This window comes from Haliscomenobacter sp. (genome assembly GCF_033763495.1).
Taxonomy (GTDB): Bacteria; Bacteroidota; Bacteroidia; order Chitinophagales; family Saprospiraceae; genus Haliscomenobacter.
In genome coordinates, this window is the sequence record NZ_JANRKL010000152.1 from 1 (window position 1) to 26,991 (window position 26,991).

The 26,991-nt window shown below is 47.8% G+C and carries 13 protein-coding genes; 5 read left to right on the forward strand and 8 right to left on the reverse strand.

From position 1 onward, the window contains the following. Positions 1 to 75: large ribosomal subunit protein bL35 (locus SFV55_RS30230; protein WP_413776712.1), on the reverse strand; the 75-nt coding region annotated here is incomplete at its 3' end. 106 nt (positions 76 to 181) lie between these two features. Here SFV55_RS30230 and SFV55_RS15730 point away from each other — a divergent pair. The 3 genes from SFV55_RS15730 to SFV55_RS15740 all read left to right on the forward strand — a co-directional run bounded on the left by SFV55_RS15730 (position 182) and on the right by SFV55_RS15740 (position 10,775). Next, entirely contained in the window at positions 182 to 3,355 is a 3,174-nt protein-coding gene (locus SFV55_RS15730) for an ExeM/NucH family extracellular endonuclease (RefSeq protein ID WP_320030478.1), read from the forward strand. Between the two features lie 212 nt (positions 3,356 to 3,567). Continuing rightward, the gene (locus tag SFV55_RS15735) at positions 3,568 to 3,747 is read left to right on the forward strand and encodes a hypothetical protein (RefSeq protein ID WP_320030479.1); all 180 of its coding nucleotides are present in this window, start codon (positions 3,568 to 3,570) and stop codon (positions 3,745 to 3,747) included. 95 nt (positions 3,748 to 3,842) lie between these two features. Continuing rightward, complete coding sequence (locus tag SFV55_RS15740) at positions 3,843 to 10,775, forward strand: HYR domain-containing protein (RefSeq protein WP_320030480.1); 6,933 nt, start codon at positions 3,843 to 3,845, stop codon at positions 10,773 to 10,775. Between the two features lie 82 nt (positions 10,776 to 10,857). Here the strand turns inward: SFV55_RS15740 and SFV55_RS15745 are convergent, their stop codons facing one another. Then, positions 10,858 to 12,375, reverse strand: a complete 1,518-nt coding sequence (locus SFV55_RS15745) for a SusD/RagB family nutrient-binding outer membrane lipoprotein (protein WP_320030481.1) — start codon at positions 12,373 to 12,375, stop codon at positions 10,858 to 10,860. A 25-nt stretch (positions 12,376 to 12,400) separates the two neighbouring features. Further along, complete coding sequence (locus SFV55_RS15750) at positions 12,401 to 15,580, reverse strand: SusC/RagA family TonB-linked outer membrane protein (protein ID WP_320030482.1); 3,180 nt, start codon at positions 15,578 to 15,580, stop codon at positions 12,401 to 12,403. Between the two features lie 384 nt (positions 15,581 to 15,964). Here SFV55_RS15750 and SFV55_RS15755 point away from each other — a divergent pair, with 384 nt between their 5' ends. Then, positions 15,965 to 16,819 carry a hypothetical protein gene (locus tag SFV55_RS15755; RefSeq protein ID WP_320030483.1) on the forward strand — a complete coding sequence of 285 codons (855 nt, stop codon included), beginning with the start codon at positions 15,965 to 15,967 and terminating at the stop codon, positions 16,817 to 16,819. 247 nt (positions 16,820 to 17,066) lie between these two features. Here the strand turns inward: SFV55_RS15755 and SFV55_RS15760 are convergent, their stop codons facing one another. Further along, positions 17,067 to 19,715 carry an ABC transporter permease gene (locus SFV55_RS15760; protein WP_320030484.1) on the reverse strand — a complete coding sequence of 883 codons (2,649 nt, stop codon included), beginning with the start codon at positions 19,713 to 19,715 and terminating at the stop codon, positions 17,067 to 17,069. Next, positions 19,712 to 20,050 carry a PadR family transcriptional regulator gene (locus SFV55_RS15765; RefSeq protein WP_320030485.1) on the reverse strand — a complete coding sequence of 113 codons (339 nt, stop codon included), beginning with the start codon at positions 20,048 to 20,050 and terminating at the stop codon, positions 19,712 to 19,714. Before SFV55_RS15765 ends, SFV55_RS15760 begins: the two co-directional genes overlap by 4 nt. Before the next feature lie 628 nt (positions 20,051 to 20,678). Between SFV55_RS15765 and SFV55_RS15770 the strand changes: the two genes are divergently transcribed. Continuing rightward, entirely contained in the window at positions 20,679 to 23,894 is a 3,216-nt protein-coding gene (locus tag SFV55_RS15770; RefSeq protein WP_320030486.1) for a leucine-rich repeat domain-containing protein, read from the forward strand. A gap of 341 nt (positions 23,895 to 24,235) precedes the next feature. Here the strand turns inward: SFV55_RS15770 and SFV55_RS15775 are convergent, their stop codons facing one another. From SFV55_RS15775 to purE, 3 genes are all read right to left on the reverse strand, one after another. Then, entirely contained in the window at positions 24,236 to 25,567 is a 1,332-nt protein-coding gene (locus SFV55_RS15775) for an aspartate aminotransferase family protein (protein WP_320030487.1), read from the reverse strand. A gap of 92 nt (positions 25,568 to 25,659) precedes the next feature. Further along, positions 25,660 to 26,115, reverse strand: coding sequence for a GNAT family N-acetyltransferase (locus SFV55_RS15780; protein ID WP_320030488.1), 456 nt, complete (start codon positions 26,113 to 26,115; stop codon positions 25,660 to 25,662). Positions 26,116 to 26,438: 323 nt separating this feature from the next. After that, entirely contained in the window at positions 26,439 to 26,954 is a 516-nt protein-coding gene (gene purE / locus SFV55_RS15785) for a 5-(carboxyamino)imidazole ribonucleotide mutase (RefSeq protein WP_320030489.1), read from the reverse strand. Positions 26,955 to 26,991: the final 37 nt, after the last annotated feature.

The following is a 26,991-nucleotide window of genomic DNA, read 5'->3' on the forward strand; positions in this document are numbered from 1 at the left end:
GAAACGCTTTACCTTGCCGGATCCAGTCACCTTGAAACGCTTCTTGGCGCTGGAATGTGTTTTCATCTTTGGCATGGTTCAACAGTTTTTATGAACGAGGTGCAAATGTAGGAAGAACATTCAGTTTAATCTAGTTTTTTACCAAAAAAAATCTGGATACCTTTGGGGAAATTTATAACCCATGGATCGTTTCTGCGCCTGCCAGGCTGGTAAATTTATCTTGTTAGGATTGATAAATCTCGTCACAATCATCACTTTATACGCCCAACCCAGCGATTTGATTATTTCCGAATACGTGGAAGGTTCTGGCAACAACAAGGCCATCGAAATCTACAATGGAAGCAGTGCGACCATCAGTTTGAGTACCTACGTGATTCAATTGTACTCGAATGGGGCAAGCGAACCTACTGTTTCCTTGACTTTATTTGGTACCCTGGCAGCGGGTAAAGTTTTTGTCTTGGGGCGCACCGATGCCGACCGAGCCATCATTGCCGTGATGGATGTGGGATCGAGCAATCTGGTGGCTTTTGATGGAAACGATGCTATTGTACTGCGCAAGGGGGGAGCCAATGGCACTATCATTGATGCAATTGGGCAAATTGGTTCGAATCCGGGTAATGCAGGTTGGGGAACTGGCGGCATAACAACTACAGACAAAACCCTGCGGCGGCGCAAAGACATTTGCAAAGGGGATGTCGATGCCAACAACCCTTTTGATCCAGCAACTGAATGGGAGGCTTTTGCCAGCAACACCTTTGACGGATTGGGGAAACACGCCGTGATTTGTGGCCAACTGGATCAGGGACCACAAGTATTGAATACCCAACCCTTGAACAAAGCCAATGGTGTAGCTGCGAACACCAATATCTCAGTCAAATTCAGTGAAAAAGTAATTCTGAATGTCAATGCGCTGAACCTGACTGGTTCACGCAGTGGAGTACACGCCTTCACGCTCAGCCAGGTGGCGACCAATGATACTACGGATACATTTATTCTTGATCCTCAAACTGATTTTTTGGCCGGAGAAATTGTGCAAGTGAGAATCCAGGCTTCGGGAGTTCAAGACCAGGACGCCAATGACCCACCCGATAATTTGCCAGCGGATTACCTCTTTGGGTTCAGCATTATTAGTTCAACCACCTGCAACACGGAGGCCACTTGGATTTCGGAAGTGCAAGGCAGCGGGTCAAATTCGCCACTGGAGGGCCAGACCGTTGACGTGGAAGCCATCATTACGGCGGAATTTCAGGAACAGGAGGATGGCAGTTTGTTGGGCTTTTTTATCCAGGAAGAATTGTTCGACTACGATGACAATGAGCGTAGTTCAGAAGGCCTTTTTGTGTACAACAATGGTTTTGGCCCTCGCGTCAGCATTGGAGATCGGGTGCGCATCCGGGCTCAGGTAGCAGAGCGGGATGGGGCCACGATTTTGACCCAGGTAAAAGATTTGAAGGTTTGCGCCAGCAAACAGGATTTACCTCCCGCCGCGGTGATTCAGTTGCCTCAGGATTCAAGCACCGCCTTGGAAGTTGTAGAAGGTATGCGGGTCAGCTTTCCGCAAAAACTGACGATCGTGTTCAATCACGACCTGGGAGAAACGGGTGAATTGAGCCTTTCCTCCAGTGGGTTGCAATTGCAATACACCGAATTGAATGCACCCAGCATCAAAGCATTTGTGCCGTACCAGGCGCAAAAATTCAGCGAACGAATCATTCTCGATGATCGCTATACCAATACTTATCGGGTTCCCATTTACCACCTACAAGTGAACAAAGGCAATATGCTGCGCTTGGGCAACTCGGTAGAGGGGCTCAGTGCGGTCTTGGATTTCAGTAGTGGAAATTACCGGGTACGTCCTTTAGCCCCGGTTGCTTTTACCAATGACAACCCTCGACCTGCGGCACCCCGTCCGGCGGGCGATCTCAAAATTGCTACCTTCAACCTACTGAATTTTTTCAATGGAGATGGGACTGGCGGTGGCTTTCCTACGGCACGAGGTGCGCGTACCTTACCCGCCTTTCGCTTGCAAATGCGGAAAATTCTTCAGGCCATCATCCAACTAGACGCTGATATCCTGGGCCTGCAAGAACTGGAAAACGATGGCGGTGGCAACCGCAGCGCAGCCCAGGAACTGGTGGACTCCCTCAATGCCCTGCGTGGGCCGGGTACCTACGCTTTGAGCAGCCCGGGCATTCGCTACGGTGCCGATCAAATCGTAGTAGGGATCATTTACAAAACGGCCAAAGTAAGACCTGATGGAGGCCCGGTTTTTTTGAACTCTAGCAATGGTATTTTTTTACAAAACCGTCTGCCTCTTGCTCAAACCTTTATTGATCGACGAGACGAACGTTTTACCCTGATTGTCAATCATCTGCGATCCAAGCTAGGCGACGGAACCGGATTGAATGCCGATATTCTCGATGGCCAAAGCGCCTTTAATCAGGTGCGTACAGATGCCATTCAGGAAATATTGGGCTGGGTGCAAGGCGACCCAACCCGCTCAGGTGACCCCGATTTTGTGATGGTCGGCGATTACAATGCTTATGAACAAGAAGATCCTCTACGATTGTTAGAGGCGGCTGGTTTTGTGAACGTGGTTCCGGCCGGTCAGAGCAAGGATTTTGATGGGTTTTTAGGCGACCTCGACCATATTTTTGCTTCACCCAGCATGGCCCGACAGTTTTTGCAAGGAGCCAAATGGAACATCAACTCGGTGGAATCGCTGAGTTGCTTTCAGTACGATGCTGAGGACTTGTTGCCTGGTACTTCCGAAGATCCTATAGGTGATCCTTTCCGCTGTTCGGATCACGATCCGGTGGTGGCTGGTTTTACCCTAGGTTTTACCCGCAGTATGATCAACGGGGCGATCGTTAAACGCAATGGAGAACCATTTGCTGGTGTAAATGTGGCCCTCAGTGGCGCAGCTCAAGCGCAAAACAGCACCCTAATCGATGGCAATTTTACCTTTAGCAACCTCAATGACGGCACCTATACCTTAACTCCAGCTTTGGATGTTCAAGCGTCTGAAGGGGTGAGCATCAAGGACATCATTGCCTTGCAAAAGCATATTTTAGGGATAAAACCCATCCAAAATCCTTATCAGTTATTGGCCGCAGATGTGGATAATTCAGGGTCGATATCGGCACTGGATCTGGTGTTGATGCGGCGCTTGATCATGGGACTGGATACCCGCTTCAAAGGGGTGCCGAGTTGGCGTTTTGTGGATGCAGGGTATGTATTCAAAAATCCAGGTAGCCCCTGGAAGGAGGGTTATCCGACAAGTGTGCGGTTGAACAATTTGGCAGGGCAGGCTAAGGTGAAGTTTGTTGGGGTGAAAATGGGGGATGTGGAGTGAGGTACAACAAGAGAACGATTGAGGCATAAAAGGTCTATTCTCCAAATAATAAAACATTAAACATGAAAGCATTCACCCTTTTTGTTGAGCTGAGCACTTGAGTAGATACCCCAAAACCACTATTTTCCATTTTTTACCCCTCCCAGTACACATTTTCCCCCTTTCATACGTTATCATTGCAATGGTTTTTTAATCACTTTACACATAGTCCCATGCAACACGTTTTACCCAATCACCGATTTGGGCATTTTATGCGTTTATTCCTGTTTACGCTATGCCCCGTGTATTGCCCCCTGCAAAGCGCCACCATTTACCTGCCTCCACGTAGCTTTCTTCATGTTGATCCAAGGTTGAACTATCATCGGCCACAATTCTGGTCGGACAAACGCTAACCTGAGGGCTTGAATAAGCCCAATAGTTTACCTTTGTCCTTTTTTACATTCAGCTCTTTTGTGTTTTAAGAGGCTTTTTAACATACCAATACACCATGAGAGAAACTATACGCACCATAGTCCTATGGGCGATTTCTATATTTTGGGTCGGTACACAAATTCAGGCGCAGAGCTGTACGGCTTCAGCAGGCCAATTTTCCCCGGCCACATTAAGTCATTGCCCTGGTGATTCCATTCAGGTGAATGTGAATGGCGCGTTTGTGGGGGTGGGGTATACCACTGAATATTGGCTGACGGATACCAATCGGGTATTTTTGGCCAAGGCCAGTTCTACCGGAAAATTTGGCCCCCGAACCGCTGGAAAGTACTTCGTTTTTGCCTTCAACCACCAATTGAACAATTCCGCACAATTCCCACCGCAGGTGGACAGTACCGTGGCCAGGGTTCGATTGTCTACCACAGGATGTTTCGCCCTAAGTGATTCTTTGATCCTTAATTTGGAAGACCTCATCCCCCCGGTGGTACGCTGTAAAAATGTCACCTTGTACCTAGCTGAAGAAGGGACTGCCGATTTATTGGTGGCCAGTATAGAGGATGGCAGCTCTGAAGAATGTAGTGAAATCCGCAACCCAAGGCTGCGCAAAACTCAGTTTACTTGTGCTGATCTGGGTGAAAATACCAATACCTATTACCTGGAAGACGCCAGTGGCAACCTCGATAGTTGCAATTTTACTGTAACAGTGATCGACAACATTCGCCCGGTAGCCAATTGCCGCAATGTGACCATTTACCTGAATGCCAATGGCGTGGCGGTACTCAACGTTGATTCACTTAACCTGAACAGCTACGACAATTGCGGTGGAATCAAAAGCATAGAGGCCAGCCCCAATCGTTTTACCTGTGCCGATCTGGGGACAAACCTGGTCATTCTGACCGTAAAAGATTCCAGCAACAATGTGGGCTTGTGCTCGGCAACGGTTACGGTGCTGGACACCCTTCGTCCCACGGCCAATTGTAAAAACATCGAGGTGTTTTTGGATGAGGAAGGCCAGGCCAGTATTTTGCCCAGTGCAGTGGACAATGAAAGTGTGGATAACTGCGGCACCATTGCCAGCTTGGATTTGTCTCAAACCAGCTTTACCTGTGCTGATTTGGGGGAAAAGAGGCTCACGATGACGGTTACAGACCGCAGTGGAAACCAACAAACCTGCACCGCTATTGTTACGGTCCGGGATACCATCAAACCCCGGGTGCAGTGCCGCACGACCACCATTTTTTTGGGATCAGACGGGCAAGCCGTTTTAGTCCCCTCCTTAATCAATGCAGGTGGTAGCGACAATTGTGCAGGGTTGAGCTATCGCCTGAGCCGGGATCGTTTCTTTTGTGCCGATCGGGGGCAAGCTGAAGTAACCTTGTACGTTACTGATGCCGCAGGGAATACCGATAGTTGCAGCACCTTGATCACCGTGGTAGACCAGGTTAAACCACAAGCCCGCTGTAAAAACATAACGGTATACCTGGATGCGAGTGGAAAAGCGGAAATTACACCAGCAATGGTCAATAATGGGAGTACCGACAACTGTTTTGTAGACAGTTTGGCCTTGGATAAAAGCACCTTCAGCTGTGAAGACATCGGTGAAAATGCGGTATCACTCACGGTGTACGATGAAGAAGGAAACAGCAGTGTTTGTTTGGCGGCAGTGATAGTATTGGATACCTTAAACCCCAGTTTTCAATGTTCGGCCGACCTGATCATCAACTCCAATGCTGATGGTGACCAGGATTGCGGCTATACGGTAACCAACCGCCGTCTTAATCCCATCAACCGCAATGACAACTGTGGTATTAGTCGGGTGTATCACAATTTTACTGCTGCTCCCAGTGATACCACCTTGCTGGGCGCTACTTTTCCGGTAGGGCTTACCCAGGTGCTTTGGACCATCGAGGATGCCAATGGCCGCTACCAAACCTGTACGGTAAATGTTACAGTAAATGATGTGTTGCCCCCTGTGCCCGTTTGTGCTGATACGGTATTGGTGCAATTGGGGGCAAATGGCAGCCTGCGCATCGACTCCTCAACTGTGGATGCGGGCAGTTATGACAATTGTAAGATTGTAACTTTTGCTTTAAGTAAAGTGGACTTTAACTGCAATGACATAGGTTTCCACCGCATCACTGCAACCCTGCGGGACGCTTCGGGAAATACTGCGGATACTGTGGTGGTGGTGGGCATTATCGCTGGAGCTGCCTGTGGAAGCCCCAAGATCAGTAATGCTAAGGGGCCAAAAATTGGAGACCCCTGCTCTTGCCGAGGCAATGGCGCTTTTGATGAAGAAATTGTGATAGGACCTGCACTCCCCAATCAAATCTGGCGGGTGAAGAACACCACTTTGCGCGATTCCCTCAACCTGAATGTGTACCCAGCAGGTACCCAGTTCCGGGAAGTGAAAATTAAACCCGATTCCAGCATCTATGTGCTGCGTGGGGTGCACCTGGATGGGCAAGGCTATACTCTGGAGGCAGAGAGTCCACTCTTCCCTTCCACCTTGAGTATTTCCAACCTCTGCAAATACCCCAAACCTCAGGTGTTTGACCTGGATAACCCCATTTGTTTGTTTACACCAGCCATCACTTTGACTGGAAATGGGGGCACCGGAGTGCAAGGAACGGGTAGCTTCAAAATCAATGGCCAAACTGCCAGTACCTTTAACCCCAAAACCTTGGGCACAGGAACCCATCAGGTCACTTATACTTTTGACGCAGGAAACCCGGCGGGAAAACTGGAGCCCAAAGACGTAGGTTGTACCAGTACCTTGACCAAACAGGTGGTGGTCATCAAAAACGAACCTGTCTTTGCTTGCCGCTCCGACCTGAGCATCAATGTCAACAGCTCTTGTGAAGTGTTGATTACTCCAGGCATGCTGATGGTCAATAAATTTGATTGTTATGATGACTTCGAGGTGATTTTGAACTACAACGGAACCTTGGTGCCCAATCCTGTGCCAGGTAGTTACGTGGGCAAAACCATCACCGGGTACATCCGCTTCAAGCCCACTCCAAACATCATTTCTTGCAACGTGAACATCGTTTTGCAAGACATTACCGGACCTCAGATTATTGCTTGCCCGGAGGACAAAACAACGGGGCTCGTATGCACTGATTTTGACTCCATATTTAACAATGTCAAAACCATTGACCCCGCTTTCCGCAATTTTATGGGAAGACCCTTGGTCGAAGACAATTGCGGCGGAACCACAATTACCTTTAGTGATGCGATTTTTAATTTTGCAAATTGTCACCCCAGTTATGCCAAGGGAATCATTCGCACTTTTACGGTAAAAGACAAGTTTGGCAATGCCAGCACCTGTGTGCAGCAGTTCTTTTTCCGCCGCCCTGCGGAGATTTTTTTCCCAAAAGATACCCTGGTCAAAACCAATTGTGAACAAGCCGCGTTGCCAACGGATACCCAGGGCAACCTGAGCCCGACCATTTCCGGCAGGCCCTGGTTCATCAATGGTTTTGGTAAAAAAGTATACCTCGATAACAGTGCCAATACTTGCAACTACTCTGCGACCTATTCCGATCAACGGGTGACCGTATGTGGGACGCGATATGCCCTCATCCGCAACTGGAGACTGATCGATTGGTGTGACCCCAGTCGCATGCTAGAAAAACGCCAGTTGGTGGAAGTAGGTGACTTTGATGCACCTATTGTGAGCAGCCCGGAACTGGACCTTGACCGCAATGGGGTGATTGATGATACCCTACGTTATGGCGTAGCGCCCTTCAATTGTTTGGCTGCTTTTGCATTGCCGAGCCCCAAAATCGTGGATTGTTCAAGTACCACTTTAACGACTGAAATCTACTCCTGGCAGCCTGAAACCATCTCTGGTTTTCCAACTGGACGGATCATTTGGGTAAAACTGGATTTACCCGTTGTGAATGGCCAGGTACAAAACGTACCGTTGGGTACCCATTACTTTATTTTTACCGTTCGTGACATTTGTAACCAGGAAACCAAAGATACCGTGGCGTTCAAGGTGTTGGATCGCATTGCCCCAACCATGGTTTGCAATAGCGAGTTTGCAGTGTCCCTGGGCGGTGGTGGTATGGCCAGAATTACCACTGCCGATGTCAACAAAAGTAGCCGGGACAATTGCGACAATTCCCTGAAGCTGGAAGTTCGGCGTTTGATTCCTGCGGAATGTGCCCCAGATAGTGTGCCTGGATACAGCCTCTGGGATGCTTTTGTAGATATTTCCTGCTGTGATGTGGGGAAATTGGTCACCATCGAGCTGCGGGGCAGCGACAAATACGGCAATACCAATACTTGTATCACCCGCTTACAAGTGGAGGATAAATTGGCACCTTTCTGTACGCCTCCACCCAATCGGACCATCAATTGCAACGATATCCCTGATGGTTTGGATATCAGCAGCCTGGCGGTTTTGCAGCGCAACTTTGGTTTGCCCACTGTAGAAGACAACTGCGAAGTGACCTGGGAAGAATTGTCCCCGATTGTTGACCTCGACAATTGTGGGGTGGGCAGCATTACCCGAAAGTTCAGAGCCAGGGATGCAGCAGGAAACCTTTCCGAAAGCATTTGTGAACAAGTCATCACCGTCAATCCGGTCCACAATTACGAAATCAAATTCCCCAAAGATGTAGTAAGTTATTGTGGTACCCCATTGCCTGATACTTTGTTGTTGGATGAACTGGCTTGTGATGTGCTGGCCATAAATGTGGAGGATCGGCAGTTTACCATTCCCGGGGGCGGTTGTTATCAAATTTTCCGTACCTATCAGGTGATGAACCTTTGTGAATACGATGATATTTCGGCTCCGATCATCCTGAGCAGGGATTTGGATTGTGATTTGCTGCCAGGGGATGAAAACCTCTGGTTGATGGTTCGCCCCAATGGCGTGACCTACCTGGACAAGGACAACAACGAGAACAACGTTTTTCCCCGCAACAACGAACGGGGCCGCTCCTGCGATGGCCTTGGCAACCCCATTGGCCATTGGAGCAGCAGCAACATCAACCAATCGCTGAAATCGCGTGGTTTTTGGCAATATACCCAGCAGATTACAGTGATTGATACCGTCAAACCCGTGATCAATTACACCCAGGGCGCGCCATTTTGCAGCAATGACAACAGCACTTGTAATGGTAGTGTAGACTTGTTGTACACCGTTTTTGAAAACTGCACGCCAAATGGTTTGCAGCTGAGTGGCGGCGTCGACTTGAATAACAACGGCAGCATTGATCGGCAATTGAGTGCCAGTGAATTACAGGGTATCTACCCCAATTACCGCATTAGGGGCACTTTTCCCATTGGCACTCATAGTTTTGTAGTGCAAGTGAGAGATGCCTGTGGAAACATTGGTACCCGCAGTTTGACTTTCCGGGTGGTGGATTGCAAAGCCCCATCGCCCATCTGTAAAAGTGGGATCACGGTGACCCTGCAGGCGCTGAATCCGGTACGGGACATCAATGGGGATGGCAAAGAAGATCTGGCTTATGCGGTGGTCAAAGCAGCGGATTTTATTGCCAGCCCAACGACCGATTGTTCCGGTCCGATCCGCTATTCCATCAACCGTGAAGGCGCCATACCCAACATCAATCAGGATTCCCTCCTGTTGACCTGTACCGATGAAGGAACCGTAATTGTGGAAATATACGCCTGGGACAGCGCGAACAACCCCACTGCGATGCAGCCCGATGGTCGCCTGGGTGGACCGAATCATGATTTTTGCCTCAATTTTGTCACCGTACAAAACAATGGGGATATTTGTATTCCACCTCCGCAAGGCGTGCTAGGAGGCCTCATCCAAACTGAATCAAGGCAAGGTTTGCCCAATGTGGAGGTTACCCTCAGCGGGCAGGCTTCTAATCGCACGACTTCGACTCCAACGGGCAATTACGTTTTTCTCAATTTGGTAGAGGGCAATGATTACACCATTACCCCTCGACTCAATACTGACCACGTCAACGGGGTGTCGACCTTTGATTTGTTGTTGATCCGCAAACACATTCTGGGGGTTACAGCCCTGGATTCTCCTTACAAGTTGATCGCGGCGGATGCCAATGCTTCCAAATCGGTTACTACACTGGATTTGATCGCCATTCAAAAACTGATCTTAAACCTGGATTTGGCGTTTAAAAACAATACCAGCTGGCGTTTTGTCGATGCCAACTATCGTTTCCCTGACCCGGCGAATCCCTGGGCGCAACCTTTTCCTGAGTCCCATAGTGTGAATGACCTTTTCGGCCAGAAACTTGCCGCCAATTTTATTGCGGTGAAAATCGGGGATGTGAATGTTTCGGCAAATTTGGGCTTTAAAACGCCTGAAATTCGGTCGGAAAATGACCCAATGTGGCTAGAACTGGAAGATCAAAACTTACAAAGTGGGCAACTGCATACTGTAGCCATTCGGGTGAAAGATTTAAGCAACATCCAGGGCTATCAAATGGCACTAAGCTATGTTAACACGAAGGCCGAACTGGTCGACATCCAATACGGACTGGCCAAAGCGGAAAACTTCGGCATCTTCAAATCTGAAGGTTTGATTACAACAAACTGGTACAGCGATCAACCAAGCCTGAACCCGGATGCGGTTTTGTTTACCTTGGTATTTCGGGCAAAAGCCGTGGCGAAATTGAGCGAAATCATGCAGCTGAGCCCCGGACGTATGCAAATCGAAGCTTACAACTTTGCCGACGAACGCCTACCAATTCAAATGCGCTTCAACAACACTGAAATTCAGACACCCAATTTTGAATTGTTCCAAAACGTACCCAATCCATTTCAGGAAAGTACCTTGATCCGTTTTTATTTGCCTGAAGCGAGTGAAGGGAGGCTGCTGGTGTATGATGCAGCCGGGAGGTTGTTGAGGGAGATCAAAGGTGAATTTATACAGGGCCTGAACCAGGTTGAATTGAGGGATGAGGAGTTGCCGAGTGGGGTGATGTATTATTCGTTTAGGAGTGGAAGGTATGCAGCAACGCGGAAAATGGTGAAAAAATAAACGTAGGGGCAGCCCTTTGCGACTGCCCCTGATTTTTCGACAGGTGACCGAATGAGACGCCCACACAGGGGCACCCCAACAATCATTTCTCTGTAAACCACACTGGTTTGGTGTGGTAATTGGCATCATTCCCGCCAATGGTATTCAACGATTCCCGGTTCCATACATACTCAGAGTTAAATCGTGGACGGAAACGCTGAGCCAGCTTGCCACTGTTGTCGATGTACAGGGTAGTTGGAGGCGTAAAACCAGTATATACATCTGTACTGTAGTTGTAACGGCGCATATCCGCCCAGGTTTCAACGGCACCAATCACCCAGCAGGCAATGTATTTTTGCAACATGATATCGCTTAATTTCAATGCATCAGCTGTTTGTGGAACCGCTGCACTTGCCATATAGGCATCGCGGTTTGCTGCGGTGACTTTGGCCAAATCCATGTGGGCAATGACCCCTTTTTTGTATGCATCATAAGCGAGGGCTTTGTCTCCTTTGATAAAGGCAGCTTCAGCCTTGATGAACTGCATTTCAGAATAGGTAATCAGTGGGTGATCCGCCTTATCTGTAAAGAAATACTTGCCGGTAATTGTGGTAATCGCAGCGGATGGATTTGCCCCCCACATATTTGGAATACGCTTGGGATCCGTGTTGCTGGTGGTTGGGTCACCTTTACCAGCAACAACGCCACGGAAAGTACCATCTGCGGAAGCGGTAATCATTAAAGGCATCCGAGGATCAACCACGCCATTGAACACGGTACCGTTCAGCAAATTCAAAATATAGGTAGTAGGACGGAAAGACCCCAGGTTGTTACGGGTAGGACCGTAGAAATTACCATCCAAGGAGTTGGTTCCTGCATGGGGTACGTTAAAATTGTCCGCATTACTAGCGAGTGACTTGTCGCAGTATTCAATCACCTTATTGGGATCATACGTAGATTTGTTGGTCAGGCGATGAGCATTGTGGGCTAAAACAGCATAGACAAATTTTATCCACTTGGTGCGATCACCTTTGTAAGTCAAATCTCCACGGCCCAAATTGGCAGTACTTACGTTTCCATCGGTCCGATTGAGGTCTGCCAATGCCTCGTTAGACAAGCGAACTACTTCGGCATAAACATCCTGTTGTGAATCAAAATCAAATACATAGCGGTTGGGCTCCCAAGCTTGTTTGAAGATAACTTCGCCATGCACATCAGTCACCATTTGCCAACTCCAGGCACGAATGGCTTTAGCTACACCCACATAATCCCACTGTTGTTTGGCAGTTGCTTGTTCAATGATGATGTCCACATTTTTGCCAATCGACCAGTAATGGCTGCGCCAAATTTCACCACCTGCATCGCTGGCAGGAACGTAGCCATGTAAGTCCCAGGCATTGTTGGCAGAGACGAGCGCCCAATTTTGAGTGTATTGACCAGCAAAACGGGAATCAAAAGAAATTCCGCGGGCCATTTGGCTCAACATCGGAGGTAGAATTGCAAACCCTTCGGCAACCTGTGGGTTGCTGGGGTCAAAGTTGACGTCCAGGTAGTCATCACATGCATTGAAGACGAACAAACCCATCAACCCAATAAATGCAATAATGATTTTATTTTTCATGATTGAATGCACTTTTAAATGAACATTAAAACGTAATGCTGAGGCCTGCAGAAACCTGACGTGGCAAGGATGTTTTACCAAAGTCAATCCCGTAACCTCCGGCACCCCCTGTTGCAGGGCTGGTAATGCTCACGTAGGGGTCAGCACCGGTGTAATTGGTAATCAGGAAAAGGTCAGTTCCATTCACAAATATGCTCAACTCCTTGATGGCTTTACCACCTTTAATTGGCATGTTGTAGCGCAAGGTTACATCGCGTAAGCGCAACCAGTTGATGTCCCTTTCCACAAATTCTTCTGGTGCCAAAACGGTAGTGTAGTAGGTTTCGTTAGCACTGGGGATGATCTCCTTGGTGTTGACGGTTGGTGTTTCACTTTCCTCTTTTCCGTCACGGAGCACTCCAGGGAAAACGATTGGTTTGTCGCGGTCCAAAGTTCTTTTGCTCAGGCCATTCCTGGTCAGGTACAACTCATTTCCGTTGATGATGTCCCCACCTTTACGGATGTCCAACAAGAAGGAAAGGGAGAAATTTTTATAGGAAAAACTATTGACAATACCTACGGTGAAGTCAGGGTTGCGGTCTCCAATGGGCAAGAAGTTGGAATTCATGATCGGATAACCTGTTGTAGGATTGATCAAAATCTGTCCCTTGCTGTTACGCAGATAACTGAAGCCACCAATCGCAGTAGCAGAACCTGCACCACGGCTATTCAACTCAGGGTAAAAGCGGTTTGCCGCCTGGTTGAAACGAGCTGCCAAAAGATCGGCAGGGGCAAACGCACTGGCACGCACGTTGTCTATGGCCCAGGTATCAGAATTGTAGTATTCAGACTGATTTGCTGGTAGGCTAAGTACTTTGGTGTCGTAGTGGGTAAAATTGACATTCAATTCCCATTCAAAATTGCGGTTGCGCACTGGAATCAAGCCCAGTTGAATTTCATAACCAGTAGTGTTCATTTCGCCACCATTGAGCAAACCGAAAATAAACCCGGTACCATAGCTCAAGCGTTGAGAAATAATCTGGTCGATCAAGGTCTTGGAGAACCAACTTCCTTCGATGTTAACCCGGCTTTTAAAAAGAGCGATTTCTGTGCCGAATTCATAACTCCTTACGGTTTCTGGTTTCAACCCTGGGTTGTCACCAAAGAAGTCATACAAAAATCCTCCACCAGTAGAAGATTGAGGAACCAAACGTGCGCGGATTTTATATGCGGGTGCAGGGTTCCCTACTTCGGCAAAAGTAGCCCGCAATTTGAGCGCGTTGATAACTTTTGATTTCACCTTAAGGAATGGCATTTCCATAACGTTCCAAGCCAAACCTGCTGAAGGATAGAAGTAAGAACGGTTTTCAATAGGTAGGGTAGAAGACCAGTCGTTTCTTCCTGTTACATTCAGCGTCAGCCAGTTATCGTAGGTGAAGTTGGCTTGTCCAAAAGCGCCCAACAAACGGGTGCGGGTTAAAATGGTCTTGTTTCGCATGGTAGTAGGGTCAACGTTGTTGATGCTGTTGAAATCAGGCAAGAACAATTTTTCCCCATAAACAGAAGTCGTTTCATAGCTACGGTCATCCAGAGAACCCCCAACCTGTACGGAAACAGCTAATTTTCCAACTGATTTATTGACGCTCGCAAAGAAGTTGCTGTTGAGCAAACGACCAATGTCGGTGTAGTTTTCAATCCATCCGTTGCGGCTAAATCCGATGTTGGAGAATGGATGGAAAAAACGATTTGCTTTAGTGGTGTAAATATCGGCCCCGAAACGACCAGTGAAGCTCAACCACGGAGTGACTTCTGCTTTCAGAGTGATGTTCCCGTTAGTCCGGTCGGTTTGCTCCTCTCTGGCGCTGTTGTTAACGTTGAAAAAGGGGTTGTCGTTATCCGCACCAGGGTTGGTAGAGGGTAAAGTCAGAATCCGGGTGCCATCTGCGTTTTCATACAAGCGAGCATCCTTATCTCTGGGAAAACGCATCAAAGCCGTCAGATAACCTTGTGCACCTCCAGGAGGAAGAATATTGCGGTTTCGAGCATAACTGAAGCGGCTGGTCATTTTGAGCCATTTCAATACCTGAGCATCAGTATTCAAGGCTGCGTTGACTTGTTGGAAGCGATTGGTAGGGATGATCCCTTTACTGTCCAGATATGAAGTAGACATCCGATAGGTCAGGCGTTGAGTGCCACCTTCGAAAGCCAGGTCGTGGCGTTGATTGCTTCCTCTTTGGTAGAAATTACTTACGTTGTCGTAAAAAGTAGTACCATCAGCGTATTTGGGACCGAAAAAATCAGGGTCATTGGCTTCTACGGCACCGTTTCTACCACGACCATAAATGGTTTGAATTTCAGGGAAAAGGTACAATTCGGATGCAGCCAAACGGCTGGTATAGGTCAATTTACCAGTTCCTTCTTTTCCTTTCCGGGTTGTAATCAGGATAACCCCGTTGGCACCTTCATTGCCGTACAAGGCTGCCGCTTCCGGCCCTTTTAAAACGGTGATGTTTTCAATGTCGTTGGGGTTCAACTCCGCCAAGCGGCTACCAATGTCGTCGCGGTTGTTGTTGACGTTGCCATTGACACCCGTTGCATCAGAATGCAGATTGTGTTGGTCCAGGGTCCCACTATTGATGGGCAAACCATCTAAAACAATTAAGGGTTGATTGCTACTTCCCAGAGAGTTTACCCCTCTTAAGTTGAGCACAACAGATCCCCCGGCTACACCCGAAACAGGTGTCAGGCTCAGGCCTGCTACCCGACCTTGTAAACTCAAAAAGGCGTTATCGCGCTGGGTGCTGCGGATCTGATCTCCATCTACTTTTTGAGAAGAATAAGTGAGTTTCCTTTTGTTCGTTTCAATTCCAAATGCTGTGACGGTAACTTCGTCCAGGAGTTTGGTGTTTTCCAGCAGAGTCACATTAATAACGCTGCGGTTGTTGATGGATACGGTTTGGGTAGAAAAACCAGTATAACTGAATTCCAATACACCATTGCCAGGGACGTCCAGGTTGAATTCACCATCAACTCCGGTAATTGTACCACGAGAGGTCCCTTGTAGCAGAATATTTACCCCCGGTAGCGCACCACCTTCGGAGTCGGTCACTTTACCGCTTACTTGCACTTGTGCTGTAGCGGAAACCAGGAACCCGGTCATGAACAATAAAACACCCAACATCTTGCGCAACAAGACGGGTGTACTAGTGAGGTAATACTTGAGCATACTACTACTGTTTTAAATGATAGACATGTATTTGAGTCGTGCTGGCGAGTAGTTGTGAAGCCACTCACCTGGCGGCTAAGCTCTTGTTGAGATGCAGGTAAACAAACTTAGGGATTGAATGCAGTAGTCTGTAAGTTTTGTCTATCTATTTGCCAGCACAATGAGAAGTGAAAAACTGCATGGGATAAAGATATAAGCTTTTGGTATATTATTGCGCAAAAGGGTAAATTTTATTTGGCGCGCCGGGGTGTAATTCCAACGGTTTATCCCAAAATCATGTCTTTAGCGTAAAAAAGGGATCTGATGAAAAACTTGTTACTCATTAGTTGTCTTGCCTTTGGATGTTGCTCTTGCGCGAGCATTCTCAACCCAAGTTACAAGACCATGACGATTTACACCCCTGGCCCCAGCAAAATCATTCTCAAAAAAGACACTTTACATACGGAAGCCAATGAGGCTCATTTTTTGGTGCCGCGCAGCAAGGAAGCGCTTAGTTTACGTGTGATCGCGGACTCAAGTGATCAATCCCTGACGGTTAATGCCAAAAACTCCTTTGCCTACTACCTCAACCTGGCCTACAATTTTGGTTTGGGGATGTTGGTCGACCAAAACAACCGCAAACGGTATACCTATCCTCGCCGGATTTATCTGGACAGTACAGCCATAAGTGGGCTTAGGTATCAGCCTAGCCTAGGAACCCAAAAAGGGGAGGTCAATGTGCACCTTACCATGCCATTCCTTAATTCATTTGTGCAAAAGCCAACTCAAGATGGTTCCAAGGTTGGCATTGGACTTTTGGGCCTTGGGTTTGGTTTAGATTATTACCATCAGAATGACCAGTATTTAAAACTTGGCTTTTGTACGGTAAGTGATTTTTTTTCGCCCTTTCCTGCTCCTGTATATGTTGAAGGAGGGCGAGATTATTTGAACTCAGCCTTCGGATACCTAAGCAATCATCATCGGATCAAACGCTTGGATTGGGGGTATGGCATTATTTTGGCTGAAAACAAATGGACTGTGGATAATTACATCGATCAACCCGATAGCAACCCACCTCAGATTTCACAACGAAAAAGAAGTGTGTCGGCTGGACTGATCTTTTCAGGGCATTATTTTACTGGGCCAAGTTTCCACATGGGGCTTCAGTATTGTCCCAGCCTTTGGCGATTGTATGAGAATCCAGGTTTTCGTTATGAACATGTCATCGGTGTGGATTTGGCGTGGAAGATCAGGTTGTAAGTGAGATTGAAGGACAAACCAAAGCGACAAAAACTAGCACAAAGGACACCAAGGCAGCACAAAGGGCACAAAGTTAGACGTTGACGAGGCTTTTGCCCAAAATGAGATTTGATTAAAAACAAATTTCGAGCGCGTCGCTTTGTCAACGTCTAACTCTGTGTCCTTTGAGTCCTCTTTTTTTCCTTTGTGCTAATTTTTGTCGCTTAGGCATTGTGTCTTAGTGCCTTTGTCGCAAAACAAAAACACCTCACTCACTCCGCAACGAATCCAGTGGATTGCTCAATGCACTGCGCAAGGCCTGAAAACCAATCGTGAGCACCGCCAACAAACTCACTGCAACTCCTGCCAACACAAACACATCCCAACTTATTTGATAGCGGTACGCAAAATCTTTGAGCCATTCCTGCATCAGGTACCAGGCCAGGGGCGATGCGATCACCAAAGCCAATAAAACTAGTTTGAGGAAATTTTGTAAGAGCATCCCCAGAATACTGCTCACTGATGCTCCCAGTACCTTGCGAATCCCGATTTCCTTGCTGCGTTGTTCTGCCAGATAAGTAGAAAGGGCAAACAAACCCAGGCAGGCGACAATGATGGCCAACAACGCAAAATTGGTACAAATGCGCCCGATCCGTTTTACATCATTGTACATCTGGGCAAAACTATCGTCAAGAAAAGTGTAGCGAATGGGTTGGCTGGGGGCAATTTCTTTCCAGGTAGCACTGATGTCCTGCACTGCTTTTTGCAGCTTGTTGCTCTGTAGTTTTACCGCAATCATGTTCGGGCTACTGCCCAATACCAGGCACATGCCCTCGATGTTCTCACGCATGGATTCATAGTGAAAATCTTCCACCACCCCAATAATGGTCAATTTCAGATAACCATTGGTGATGCGCTCACCTAGGGGCTGAGCAAAATTGAGTTTTTTGGCCAGAGCCTGATTGATGATCACCCCTTGGGAATCGCTGCGCATGCCTTCCATAAAATTTCTGCCCTGGACTATTTTCATTCCCATGGTATGAATGTAATCGTAGTCAATTTGCCAGATTTGAGACCCGAAAGAATTGCCATCCTGCTCTTTTTTTTCATCCCACATTTCTGTACCATTTCTTTTTGCACCATTGATGGGCAAATAATCACTCACCGTCACAGCGTCCACTGCAGGCAACTGCTGCAATTGCTCTTTCAGGTTCGGGAGTTTGTCTCCCAACGTTTGGGTGCCTTGTAGCAGTATGACCTGATCTTTTTCAAAACCCAGTTTTTTGTTCAGGATGTAATTCATTTGACGGGTTACGACCAAAGTGCCAATAATCAGCACGATGGAAGTGGTGAACTGAAAAACCACCAAAGCACTGCGTAAACCACTGTTTTTGCTGCCTTTGCTCAACTTGCCCTTGAGTACCTGGATCGGTTTGAAAGAGGAAAGGTAAAAGGCCGGATAGATGCCCGCCAATAAACCCACCAAAATGGTTGATGCGGCAATACTTGGTAAAAACCACCAAGCGAGCCAGGGTAGCTGCAATGATTTGCCGGAAAGCAGGTTGAAGTAGGGGAGGAGCAACCAGGCGAAAACCAAACCTAGTAAAAACGAGAAGGCGCTGAACAAAAGGGATTCGCTCAAAAATTGCCCAATCAGCGATTCGCGGGTGGAACCCACCGTTTTGCGTAAACCCACCTCCTTGGCCCGATTGGCCGAACGGGCAGTAGACAAGTTGATAAAATTGATGACTGCAATGAGCAAAATAAAACCCGCAATGGCCCCAAAGAGCCATACAAAGCGGATATCGCCGTGGCTCATCCCGTCCTGAATGTCGGCGGAGTGCAAATGGACGTCTGATACGGCTTGTAAATACAATCTTCCACTTTTTTTGATGCGTTCTTGCTCGGCTTTGGAAAGATTGGCACCCAGGTATTTTTCAACAATGACTGGCATCAACTTTTGCTCCAGTTTGACAAGGTCGGTTCCCTGGCGGAGCAACACGTAGGTGTGGTAATTGCTGGCGTTCCAATTATTCCCTTCCCCAGGGTAAAATTCCAAACCTTTCATCGTGAATAAAAAATCGTATTGCAGGTGGGAATTGGGGGGGAAATCGGCGATGACACCCCCAATTTTGATCGGGTTGTCGGTATTGTTGTTGGCAATGAGGGTTTTGCCTACTGGGTTTTCATTGGGGAAGTACTTGTCCGCCTTGCGTTTGGTAATGACGATGGTATTGGGTTCGTCCAGGGCATGTTTGGGGTCGCCGTAAATCATCGGAATTTGTAGAATGTCCAACAGTTCCTGATCGGCAAAGGTGAAACCCTCTTCGTAGGTGTTTTGGTTGGACTCAGCGCGGCGAATGGGATTGCCCCCTCCGGTGAAAAGGCTGTTCGGATTGATGCGGGCCACTGTTTCAAACTCGGGGAATTCATCCTTCAAGGCCTTGGCGAAAGGGGCCGGAAAATTTACTCCTTTACCTGCAAATTCTCCCTCGGTCATCTCGCCGATCACGCGGTAAATGCGCCCTGTTTCGGGGTAATGGCGGTCGTAATTGAGTTCATCGAGGATGAACAAGGCGATCAACAAACAGGCTGCAATCCCTATGGCAAAGCCGCCAATTTTGATGCTCGAATACATTTTGTGCTTGGCCAGGTTGCGCCAGGCGATTTTGAAATTGCTTTTGTACATGTCGGGTGAAAATTGAATGGTGATTTTACGAATGGTAGACAGTCGGAAAGAACGCAAGACATCCCACACAAAGGCACGGCGGGCCACTCTTGACCCTTTTTCCGCGCAGCGTACATCGAATAATTCATAAGCATCGCCCTGGATTTCCTCCAGCAACTCGGGTCGGCAGTACCATTCCAAAAAGCGGTCGGCCCAGCGGGGCGGTCGTGGTGGCTGGGCTGCACTCATGCCATATTGGTTTTGGGTGCAAAACCGGGAATTTGATCCCAAAGCTTCAGGTAGGTATCCCGCGATTGCTCCAGCGCTGCCCGCCCGGCTTGGGTGATGTCGAACAGGCGTTTGCGGCGGCCCCCACGTTGGGTGGTGGCTTCGCTCCATTCCGAGCGCAGGTAGCCTTTTTCTTCCAGGCGGCGTAGGGCGGCGTGCACCGCACTGATGTTGACTGAACGCCCGGTTTGTTGTTCAATTTCTTCCATTACGGATACGCCGTAGGCATTGCCGTGGAGCACGGCTACAAGTAATAAAACGAGTTCTTCAAATTCGCCGAGATGGATGCGGTACATGGTGGATTTGTTTTGCAAAAGTAAAAGTAATGGATATGTTTCAGATTTGCAAATGAAATGGGTGGGAGTGATGAATTATGAGTGATGAATAGGGTGGGTGTGTAGGGGCACTACTCGCGGGTGCCCAAAATGTGGTAATGAATGAGGAGCGATGAATATAAAGTTCTTTTGAAAGTCAACAGAGTAAATAAGTAATCAGCAAGCTAGGCTGATTAAGAAACACCGACAAGCGGCTCTGCCATTGATCGCAATGCCTAAGATTAACGAATTGCTTGCTTTGGAGCAGCGCGATTCAATTGCCACGTGCTTTAGCGCGTGGTAGGGAGATTAAAAAATTTATGGGCTTTAGCCCTATTTTCAAATTTATGCCAGGGCTAAAGCCCAGTTTTAAAAAATCCTGCTAACCACGCGCTAAAGCACGTGGCAATTGAATCGCATTGCTCCTGAAATACTTTGATGAAAGGATGATTTCCAAAAGAGCGCTTATTTTCAAAAAAATCATCAATTGCTTGATATTCAAATCGGCTCAAGTCTAATAAAAAATCTTATATTTACTCTTGAAGCCTGCACTGCTTTTCAGCGCGGCTTACCAGGACCTAACTGATCACTGCTAGACCTTGTGCATTTTATGAACCAAGCTTTATCCCTCATCGCAGCCGCTAAAGCCAGCCGCGCCAGCCGCCTCGACCTAGGAAATTGTGGACTCAGGGAGCTGCCCGCTGCCTTGTTTGAACTCAGCGACTTGGAAGAGTTGATGCTGAGCGATGAGTGGCTGGAATATAACCCGGTAAAAAGGCGCTGGGAAAGAATCGAAAGCCAAAACAAAGGCCACGCTAACCACATCACTTCCCTAACAGGGGTGGAGGCTTTGGGCGCTTTGAAAAAATTGGTGGCCGATGGGGAGAAATGGGAACTTAAGGATTTGACGCCCTTGGCGGCCCTTATCCAATTGCAGTCGCTGAACTGCGCCAACACCAAAGTGCGCGATTTGGCACCTTTGGCGGCCCTGACCCAATTGCAGGTGCTGAACTGCGCCTCCACCCAAGTGCGCGATTTGGCGCCACTGGCGGCCTTGACCCAATTGCAGGTGCTGAACTGCGCCAACACCCAAGTGAGCGATTTGGCACCACTGGCGGCCCTGACCCAAGTGCAGTCGCTTTTCTGCTCCGCCACCCAAGTGAGCGATTTGGCGCCACTGGCGGCCCTGACCCAATTGAAGTTGTTTTACTGTTACACAACCCAAGTGCGCGATTTGGCACCACTGGCAGCCCTGACCCAATTGCAGTCGCTTGACTGCGCCAACACCCAAGTGAGCGATTTGGCACCACTGGCGGCCCTGACCCAATTGCTGTCGCTTTCCTGCGCCTCCACCCAAGTGAGCGATTTGGCACCACTGGCGGCCCTGACCCAATTACAGTCGCTGCACTGCTACGACACCCAAGTGAGCGATTTGGCACCTTTGGAAGGCTTAGTCAACATGTATGATCTGGTAATTGATGGAAACAGCATCAAGGAAAAAAAGGATTTGAAACGGCTGATACAACTTCCCAACATCAAGGAACTGCGCATAAAAAACACGCCAGCGCTTAATAATCCCTCCCTTTTTAGTGAAGATGGTCATGAAAATGTTTTAGCCGAGGCAAAAACCTACCTGGCATCCTTGCAGGGTCAATCGTCGATTGTTTATGAGACCAAAATGATTCTGACGGGTGAAGGGGAGGTAGGAAAGACCAGTGTACGCAATAAATTGGTCATGGGCAATGGGCAATTTGCGGCAGTACCAAAGAAAGGAAGTTCTACGGAGGGTTTTGAACTGGATAGTTATCAGGCCACGATTGATGTGAAAGGAGTACCCCAAAAGGTGATCGTCAACATCTGGGATTTGGGCGGCCAGGATGTACAGTTGCCTACCCATCAATTTTTTATGCGACATAGTTCTTTGTACCTGTTTGTATTTAAATCAAGATTCAATGACGAACAAAATCGATTTGAAAAATGGCTTTATTTGATTCAAAAGCTGAGTAATAACCCCCGCAATCCTGCGGCGGTCTGCCCGGTCATAGGGGTCATGAACCAGTTTGACGAACAAAACAAACTGGCCTCCGCCAATTATTGGCTGGAGGCTTACAAAGGACAGTTGAAAACATTTGTTACCGTCAATTGTACCCGATTGAATGATCCCGGGATTGAAAACTTGAAGCGGGAGATTGAGCAACAACTGTCCAATATTGAAGGTTTTGGCAAATTTGAGATGAACGACGACTGGATCGCAGTCAGAAATGAATTAAAAGCCATCAGCCCTCAGGATAAAATCATTTCCTACACTCGATACAAGCGCATTTGTGAACAAAAAAAGGTGCTGGATACCCTGGCACAAGAATCCTTGCTCAATTTGTTGGACAAATTGGGTGCTTTGTTGTGGTACGAAGATGGAGTGGTCCATTTGAGCCCATCCGAAAATGAAAAATTAAGGAATGTGGTGTTTTTAGACCATCAATGGGCCTCACAAGCCATCTACCAATTGTTGATTGACAAAAACCAATTGATCGACCATGAAGCCTCGATGAGTTTTGATGAACTGAAACTTCTTTGGAAAGGCAAGTATTGGGACTACCATGAACACCTGATTTTGATGATGAAACGTTTTGGCTTTTGTTTTGAAACCCAGGACAAAAACCATTTTATACTGACCCCGCTGCTCACCCTGATCAGACACCCAGAAGCCGATGCCTTCAAAAATCAATTCTACCGTGCTACCAACAAGGTATTGCGCTTGCGTTTGGACTACGTGGATAGCAATAAAGAGGACATCATGCCGCGTGCCCTGACCGCGCGCTTAATTGCCATTAAGCACAAAGATATTTTTAAATGCGCCGATGAAAAACGATTGTACTGGCGACATGGCGTGGCTTTACACAATAAAAGAACCGATTCAAGGGCTTTGATCGAAGAGAATACCAAAAGAGGCGTGATTGACATCACAGTAAGCGGGGAAAAGGCGAGAGAATACTTAGGTGAGTTATTGGCTGCTTACGATGATTTGCATGATTCTTTGGGTGGTTTGCGCCCGAACTATTTAATCCCCTGCAATTGTTTGGTTTGTGCCCATAACCCTGAACCGCACTATTTTGAAAAAGAAGGCGAACTGGAAGAACGTTTAAAAAATGGCAGAGATGACATCGAATGTAAGCGGAAGCCTTTTGAAAGAGTACTGATCAGACCGATGATCAGCGATGTGATTGATATCGACCGAACTAGAGGAATTGAAATAGGAGGCCATTTAGGTGGGCACTTTGATCGAATGGATTTGGGAGGAACGGGCAAAGATGGTGATTTCTTTTACATTGATAATCGAGGGGCAACAATTGATACGTTTGGGGGCAAAGTAGTAAAACCAGAAGAGCCGAAAGGCACGCAAACAATCGACATACCAGCTCCGGTGTTGCCCCCTCCGCCCAAACCTTTTTTCGAAACCCATTTTGGCAAAAGTACAATCAAGGGGCTTATTGTGCTGGTGATTGGAGCTGTTGCGGGGAGTGTATTGGATTATTTTATTGATTTTCAATTTATTTGGCAAACTGCCTTGGTGAGCGGCTTATTCTATTTTCTCCTTTCATTCAACAATGATCCCAAATACCGCTTTTCACGCTATGCAGTATGGATATTGGGGACATGGCTGGTAATTGGAACCATTTTACCCAATATTGAGGCTTGGGCCAATATTCAAAACGACGTAATCAATGGTTCAATTCACTTCGTCAGTGATAACAATGTTGTACTGACTATTGCGGCATTGGTTTTGAGTGGGGGGCTTTTTTGGTTGGATTTCAAACAAAATAAATAGCTGCTTAATAAAAACACAGATATTTCCCCCTTTTCTCTCCCGCTTTCCCAGGACTCACGATTAAGGTTATGGAGTGGGGCGGTGGGGTGGCCTCCCACGGATAAATCCATGTGTGGCGAGGTGGTTCGGGCCGTGGTAGGTTAATACGAGCAAAGAGGGAGTACGGGGATAATGATCAAATAAATCCATTATTTTCGTTTGATACAAAACCACAAAACTATGTCCGAAGCATTCAGACCAAGACTCTCTGAAACCTTTTACAAGAGTGATTTTAATGGATAAGATGCTGTAAATTAAGTGAGTAGAGACAGCTCCAGCCAAGTGAAGTTGTACATTTTGCGCTAGTTAATGCCTGAGATTAACCCATCCCTCAGTACCTCCAGCACCCAATCCACCTCCCCCTTCGTCACCACCAGCGCCGGCTTCAAATTCAAAATATTCCCCTGAATCAGCTTAAAAGAAATGCCCCGCTCCATACAGAAGCCCATCAATTGATTGGCTTCTTCGATCGCCCGGGTTTTGGTTTGACGATCTTTCACCAAGTCCACCGCCAAATTGAGGCCAAGACCACTGACATTGCCGATAATTGGAAACTCGGCCTGCAGTTCCAACAAACCAGCCTTGAAGTGTGCCCCCAGCTCATGCGCATGCGCAACCAGCTCTTTTTGCTCCACCTCTTCAATCACCGCCCTGGCCACCGCTGCACAAAGCGGATTTTTCTCATGGGTATAATGGCCAATGGACTTGTGTTCCAGCACGTTGAGCCCTTCGCGGCCAATGATGCCTGCATACGGGACAATTCCGCCACCAAATCCTTTTCCTACGACGACAATATCTGGCGTTACAAAATGTTCACTGGCGAACATTTTGCCCGTACGACCAAAGGCGGTATAGATTTCATCAAAAATGAGCAGGATGTTGTGGGCTTTGCAGAGGGCTTGCACCTGTTCCCAATAGTAGCGGGTGGGCACGGTGGAATTGTAAAAAATGGGTTCGCTGATCAGCGCGGCAATGTCGGGATTGAACTCAATTTGGGAACGCAACTGCCGCAGGTATTCGTCGTCGATTTGCTGCTGATCGGTCCAGCCCCAGGGATTGCGGTAGTAATCCGGTAATTCAAGGTGAATGGCTCCGGGAATCACGGGGCCCAAACCTTCCCGAAAATGGGCATCCGCCCCTAGCGAAACCGCCTGAAATCCAGCCCCGTGGAAAGTGCCATAATAGGAAAGGGTCTTCCATTTGCCCGTATACAATTTGGCCAGCATTACCGCCATTTCAATGGCTTCGGAGCCGCCGGGGCAAAAAAGGACACGGGTGAGGCCTTCGGGGGCAATGTTCACCAGTTTTTCTGCCAATTCAACAGCAGGCTCATTCGTAAAGCGGCGAGGAGCAAAAGTTAGGCTCTCCGCAATTTGCTGCTGAATGGCCTGGATTACCCTGGGATTTTGATAACCCACCGTATGGACGCCATTGCCATGCAGATCGAGGTATTTTTTGCCTGAACCATCGTAGATGTAGGCACCTTCGGCCCGGGTGATGGTGTTGAAGACGGGGGTGGAAAGGGTTTGGTGAAAAAAGACTTGGGCATCGCGATCGAGCAAAGCTTGGGTAGCGTCGTTGTTTTCGATGGCGAGGGAGCGGATGTTCTCGCCTTGGTTGACTGGTGCTGGCATGATTTTAAAAGACTAATTTCCGGTGAAGCTAAAGCCAAATTGCCGGAATTCTCGGACTACTACTTTAAGCTTTTGTTACCTCTGCTGACGCGCTATAACTTTTTCTCATAAAACACACTCAAACCCGTAATTGGATAATCCCCAAAATGATCAACTACATAGTAGCCCAACTTTCGGTACAATTGTTGCGCAGCCGTATGGTACACGCCCGTTTCTAGATTCAACTGCATGATGCCTTTTTCCTGAGCATAAGCCTCCAGTTGGGAGAGGATGTTTTCCGCGATGCCCATACCCCGGTGGCTTTCTTCCACGTACATGCGTTTGATTTCGGCGTAATCGCCCATGATTTTTACGGCACCGATGCCAACCAGTTGCGAGCCGGAGTAGGCACCGAGCATGTGGGCGCCACTTTTGAGCAGGACTTCGATGGAGTCGAGGTGGCAATTTTCCCGGCCGTACAATTCGATTTGGAAGGCATCCAGTTTGGCGATGAGGGATTGCACTTGCTCATCGGCGGGGGAGACGGTTGTGATGGTAATGGGTGTCATATGTATAAGATTGAGGCTTGGGTTTGAGTTATCTACTCACGTTACGCATTTTATTTACCACAGAGTTTCACAGAGTACCCGCAGAGTTTCACGGAGTTTTTTTAGGGGCACCTGCGGTGCGGAGAGGCCACGGAGGTCGCCTTTACTGAAGCTTGGGTCTTTCACTTTATCAAGTACCATTTATTAGCTTGATCTTGCAAGATTTTCCTGGAGCACAAACTCCAGCCACCGCAGGTGGCAAACTCCTTAAAACTTAAAAACTCCGCGAAACTCAGCGGGTACTCTGTGAAACTCTGCGGTAAAAAAAACTAAATGAACTCATATTATTTTTTATTCGCCCGCTCGTACTCCTCGTATCCTTCCGCTTCCAGTTTGCGGTATTTGACAGCAACTTCTTCTTCCAGTTCCTGCTTGTATTGCACTACCTTATCCAGGACGGTGGAATGATGTGCCCCAATGATTTGAGCGGCCAGAATCCCTGCATTTTTAGCCGCATTTAGCGCCACGGTTGCCACAGGTACTCCATTGGGCATTTGCAGGATGGACAAAATGGAATCCCAACCATCGATCGAGTTGGAAGATTTGATTGGTACCCCAATTACCGGTAGGGGCGACAAGGAAGCCACCATTCCAGGCAAATGTGCTGCGCCACCCGCCCCGGCAATAATGACCTTCAAACCGCGCTCATGGGCATTTTTGGCGTAGTGAAACAACCGTTCGGGGGTGCGGTGCGCCGAAACGATGGTCACTTCGCACGGAATGTCGAAGTATTTGAGCATTTCGGCGGCTTGCCGCATGATCGGTAGGTCTGAATCCGATCCCATAATGATGCCAACCATATGAATTGTTTGAGTTACAGCATTAAACGTTAAAATT

Bases quoted from the DNA above. Each gene is read 5' to 3' on its own strand.
- SFV55_RS15755 (WP_320030483.1), top strand. From the start codon at position 15,965: ATGACGATTTACACCCCTGGCCCCAGCAAAATCATTCTCAAAAAAGAC.
- purE (WP_320030489.1), bottom strand. From the start codon at position 26,954: ATGGTTGGCATCATTATGGGATCGGATTCAGACCTACCGATCATGCGG.
- SFV55_RS15745 (WP_320030481.1), bottom strand. From the start codon at position 12,375: ATGAAAAATAAAATCATTATTGCATTTATTGGGTTGATGGGTTTGTTC.
- SFV55_RS15775 (WP_320030487.1), bottom strand. From the start codon at position 25,567: ATGCCAGCACCAGTCAACCAAGGCGAGAACATCCGCTCCCTCGCCATC.
- SFV55_RS15735 (WP_320030479.1), top strand. From the start codon at position 3,568: ATGCAACACGTTTTACCCAATCACCGATTTGGGCATTTTATGCGTTTA.
- SFV55_RS15770 (WP_320030486.1), top strand. From the start codon at position 20,679: ATGAACCAAGCTTTATCCCTCATCGCAGCCGCTAAAGCCAGCCGCGCC.
- SFV55_RS15730 (WP_320030478.1), top strand. From the start codon at position 182: ATGGATCGTTTCTGCGCCTGCCAGGCTGGTAAATTTATCTTGTTAGGA.
- SFV55_RS15740 (WP_320030480.1), top strand. From the start codon at position 3,843: ATGAGAGAAACTATACGCACCATAGTCCTATGGGCGATTTCTATATTT.
- SFV55_RS15765 (WP_320030485.1), bottom strand. From the start codon at position 20,050: ATGTACCGCATCCATCTCGGCGAATTTGAAGAACTCGTTTTATTACTT.
- SFV55_RS15780 (WP_320030488.1), bottom strand. From the start codon at position 26,115: ATGACACCCATTACCATCACAACCGTCTCCCCCGCCGATGAGCAAGTG.
- SFV55_RS15760 (WP_320030484.1), bottom strand. From the start codon at position 19,715: ATGAGTGCAGCCCAGCCACCACGACCGCCCCGCTGGGCCGACCGCTTT.
- SFV55_RS15750 (WP_320030482.1), bottom strand. From the start codon at position 15,580: ATGCTCAAGTATTACCTCACTAGTACACCCGTCTTGTTGCGCAAGATG.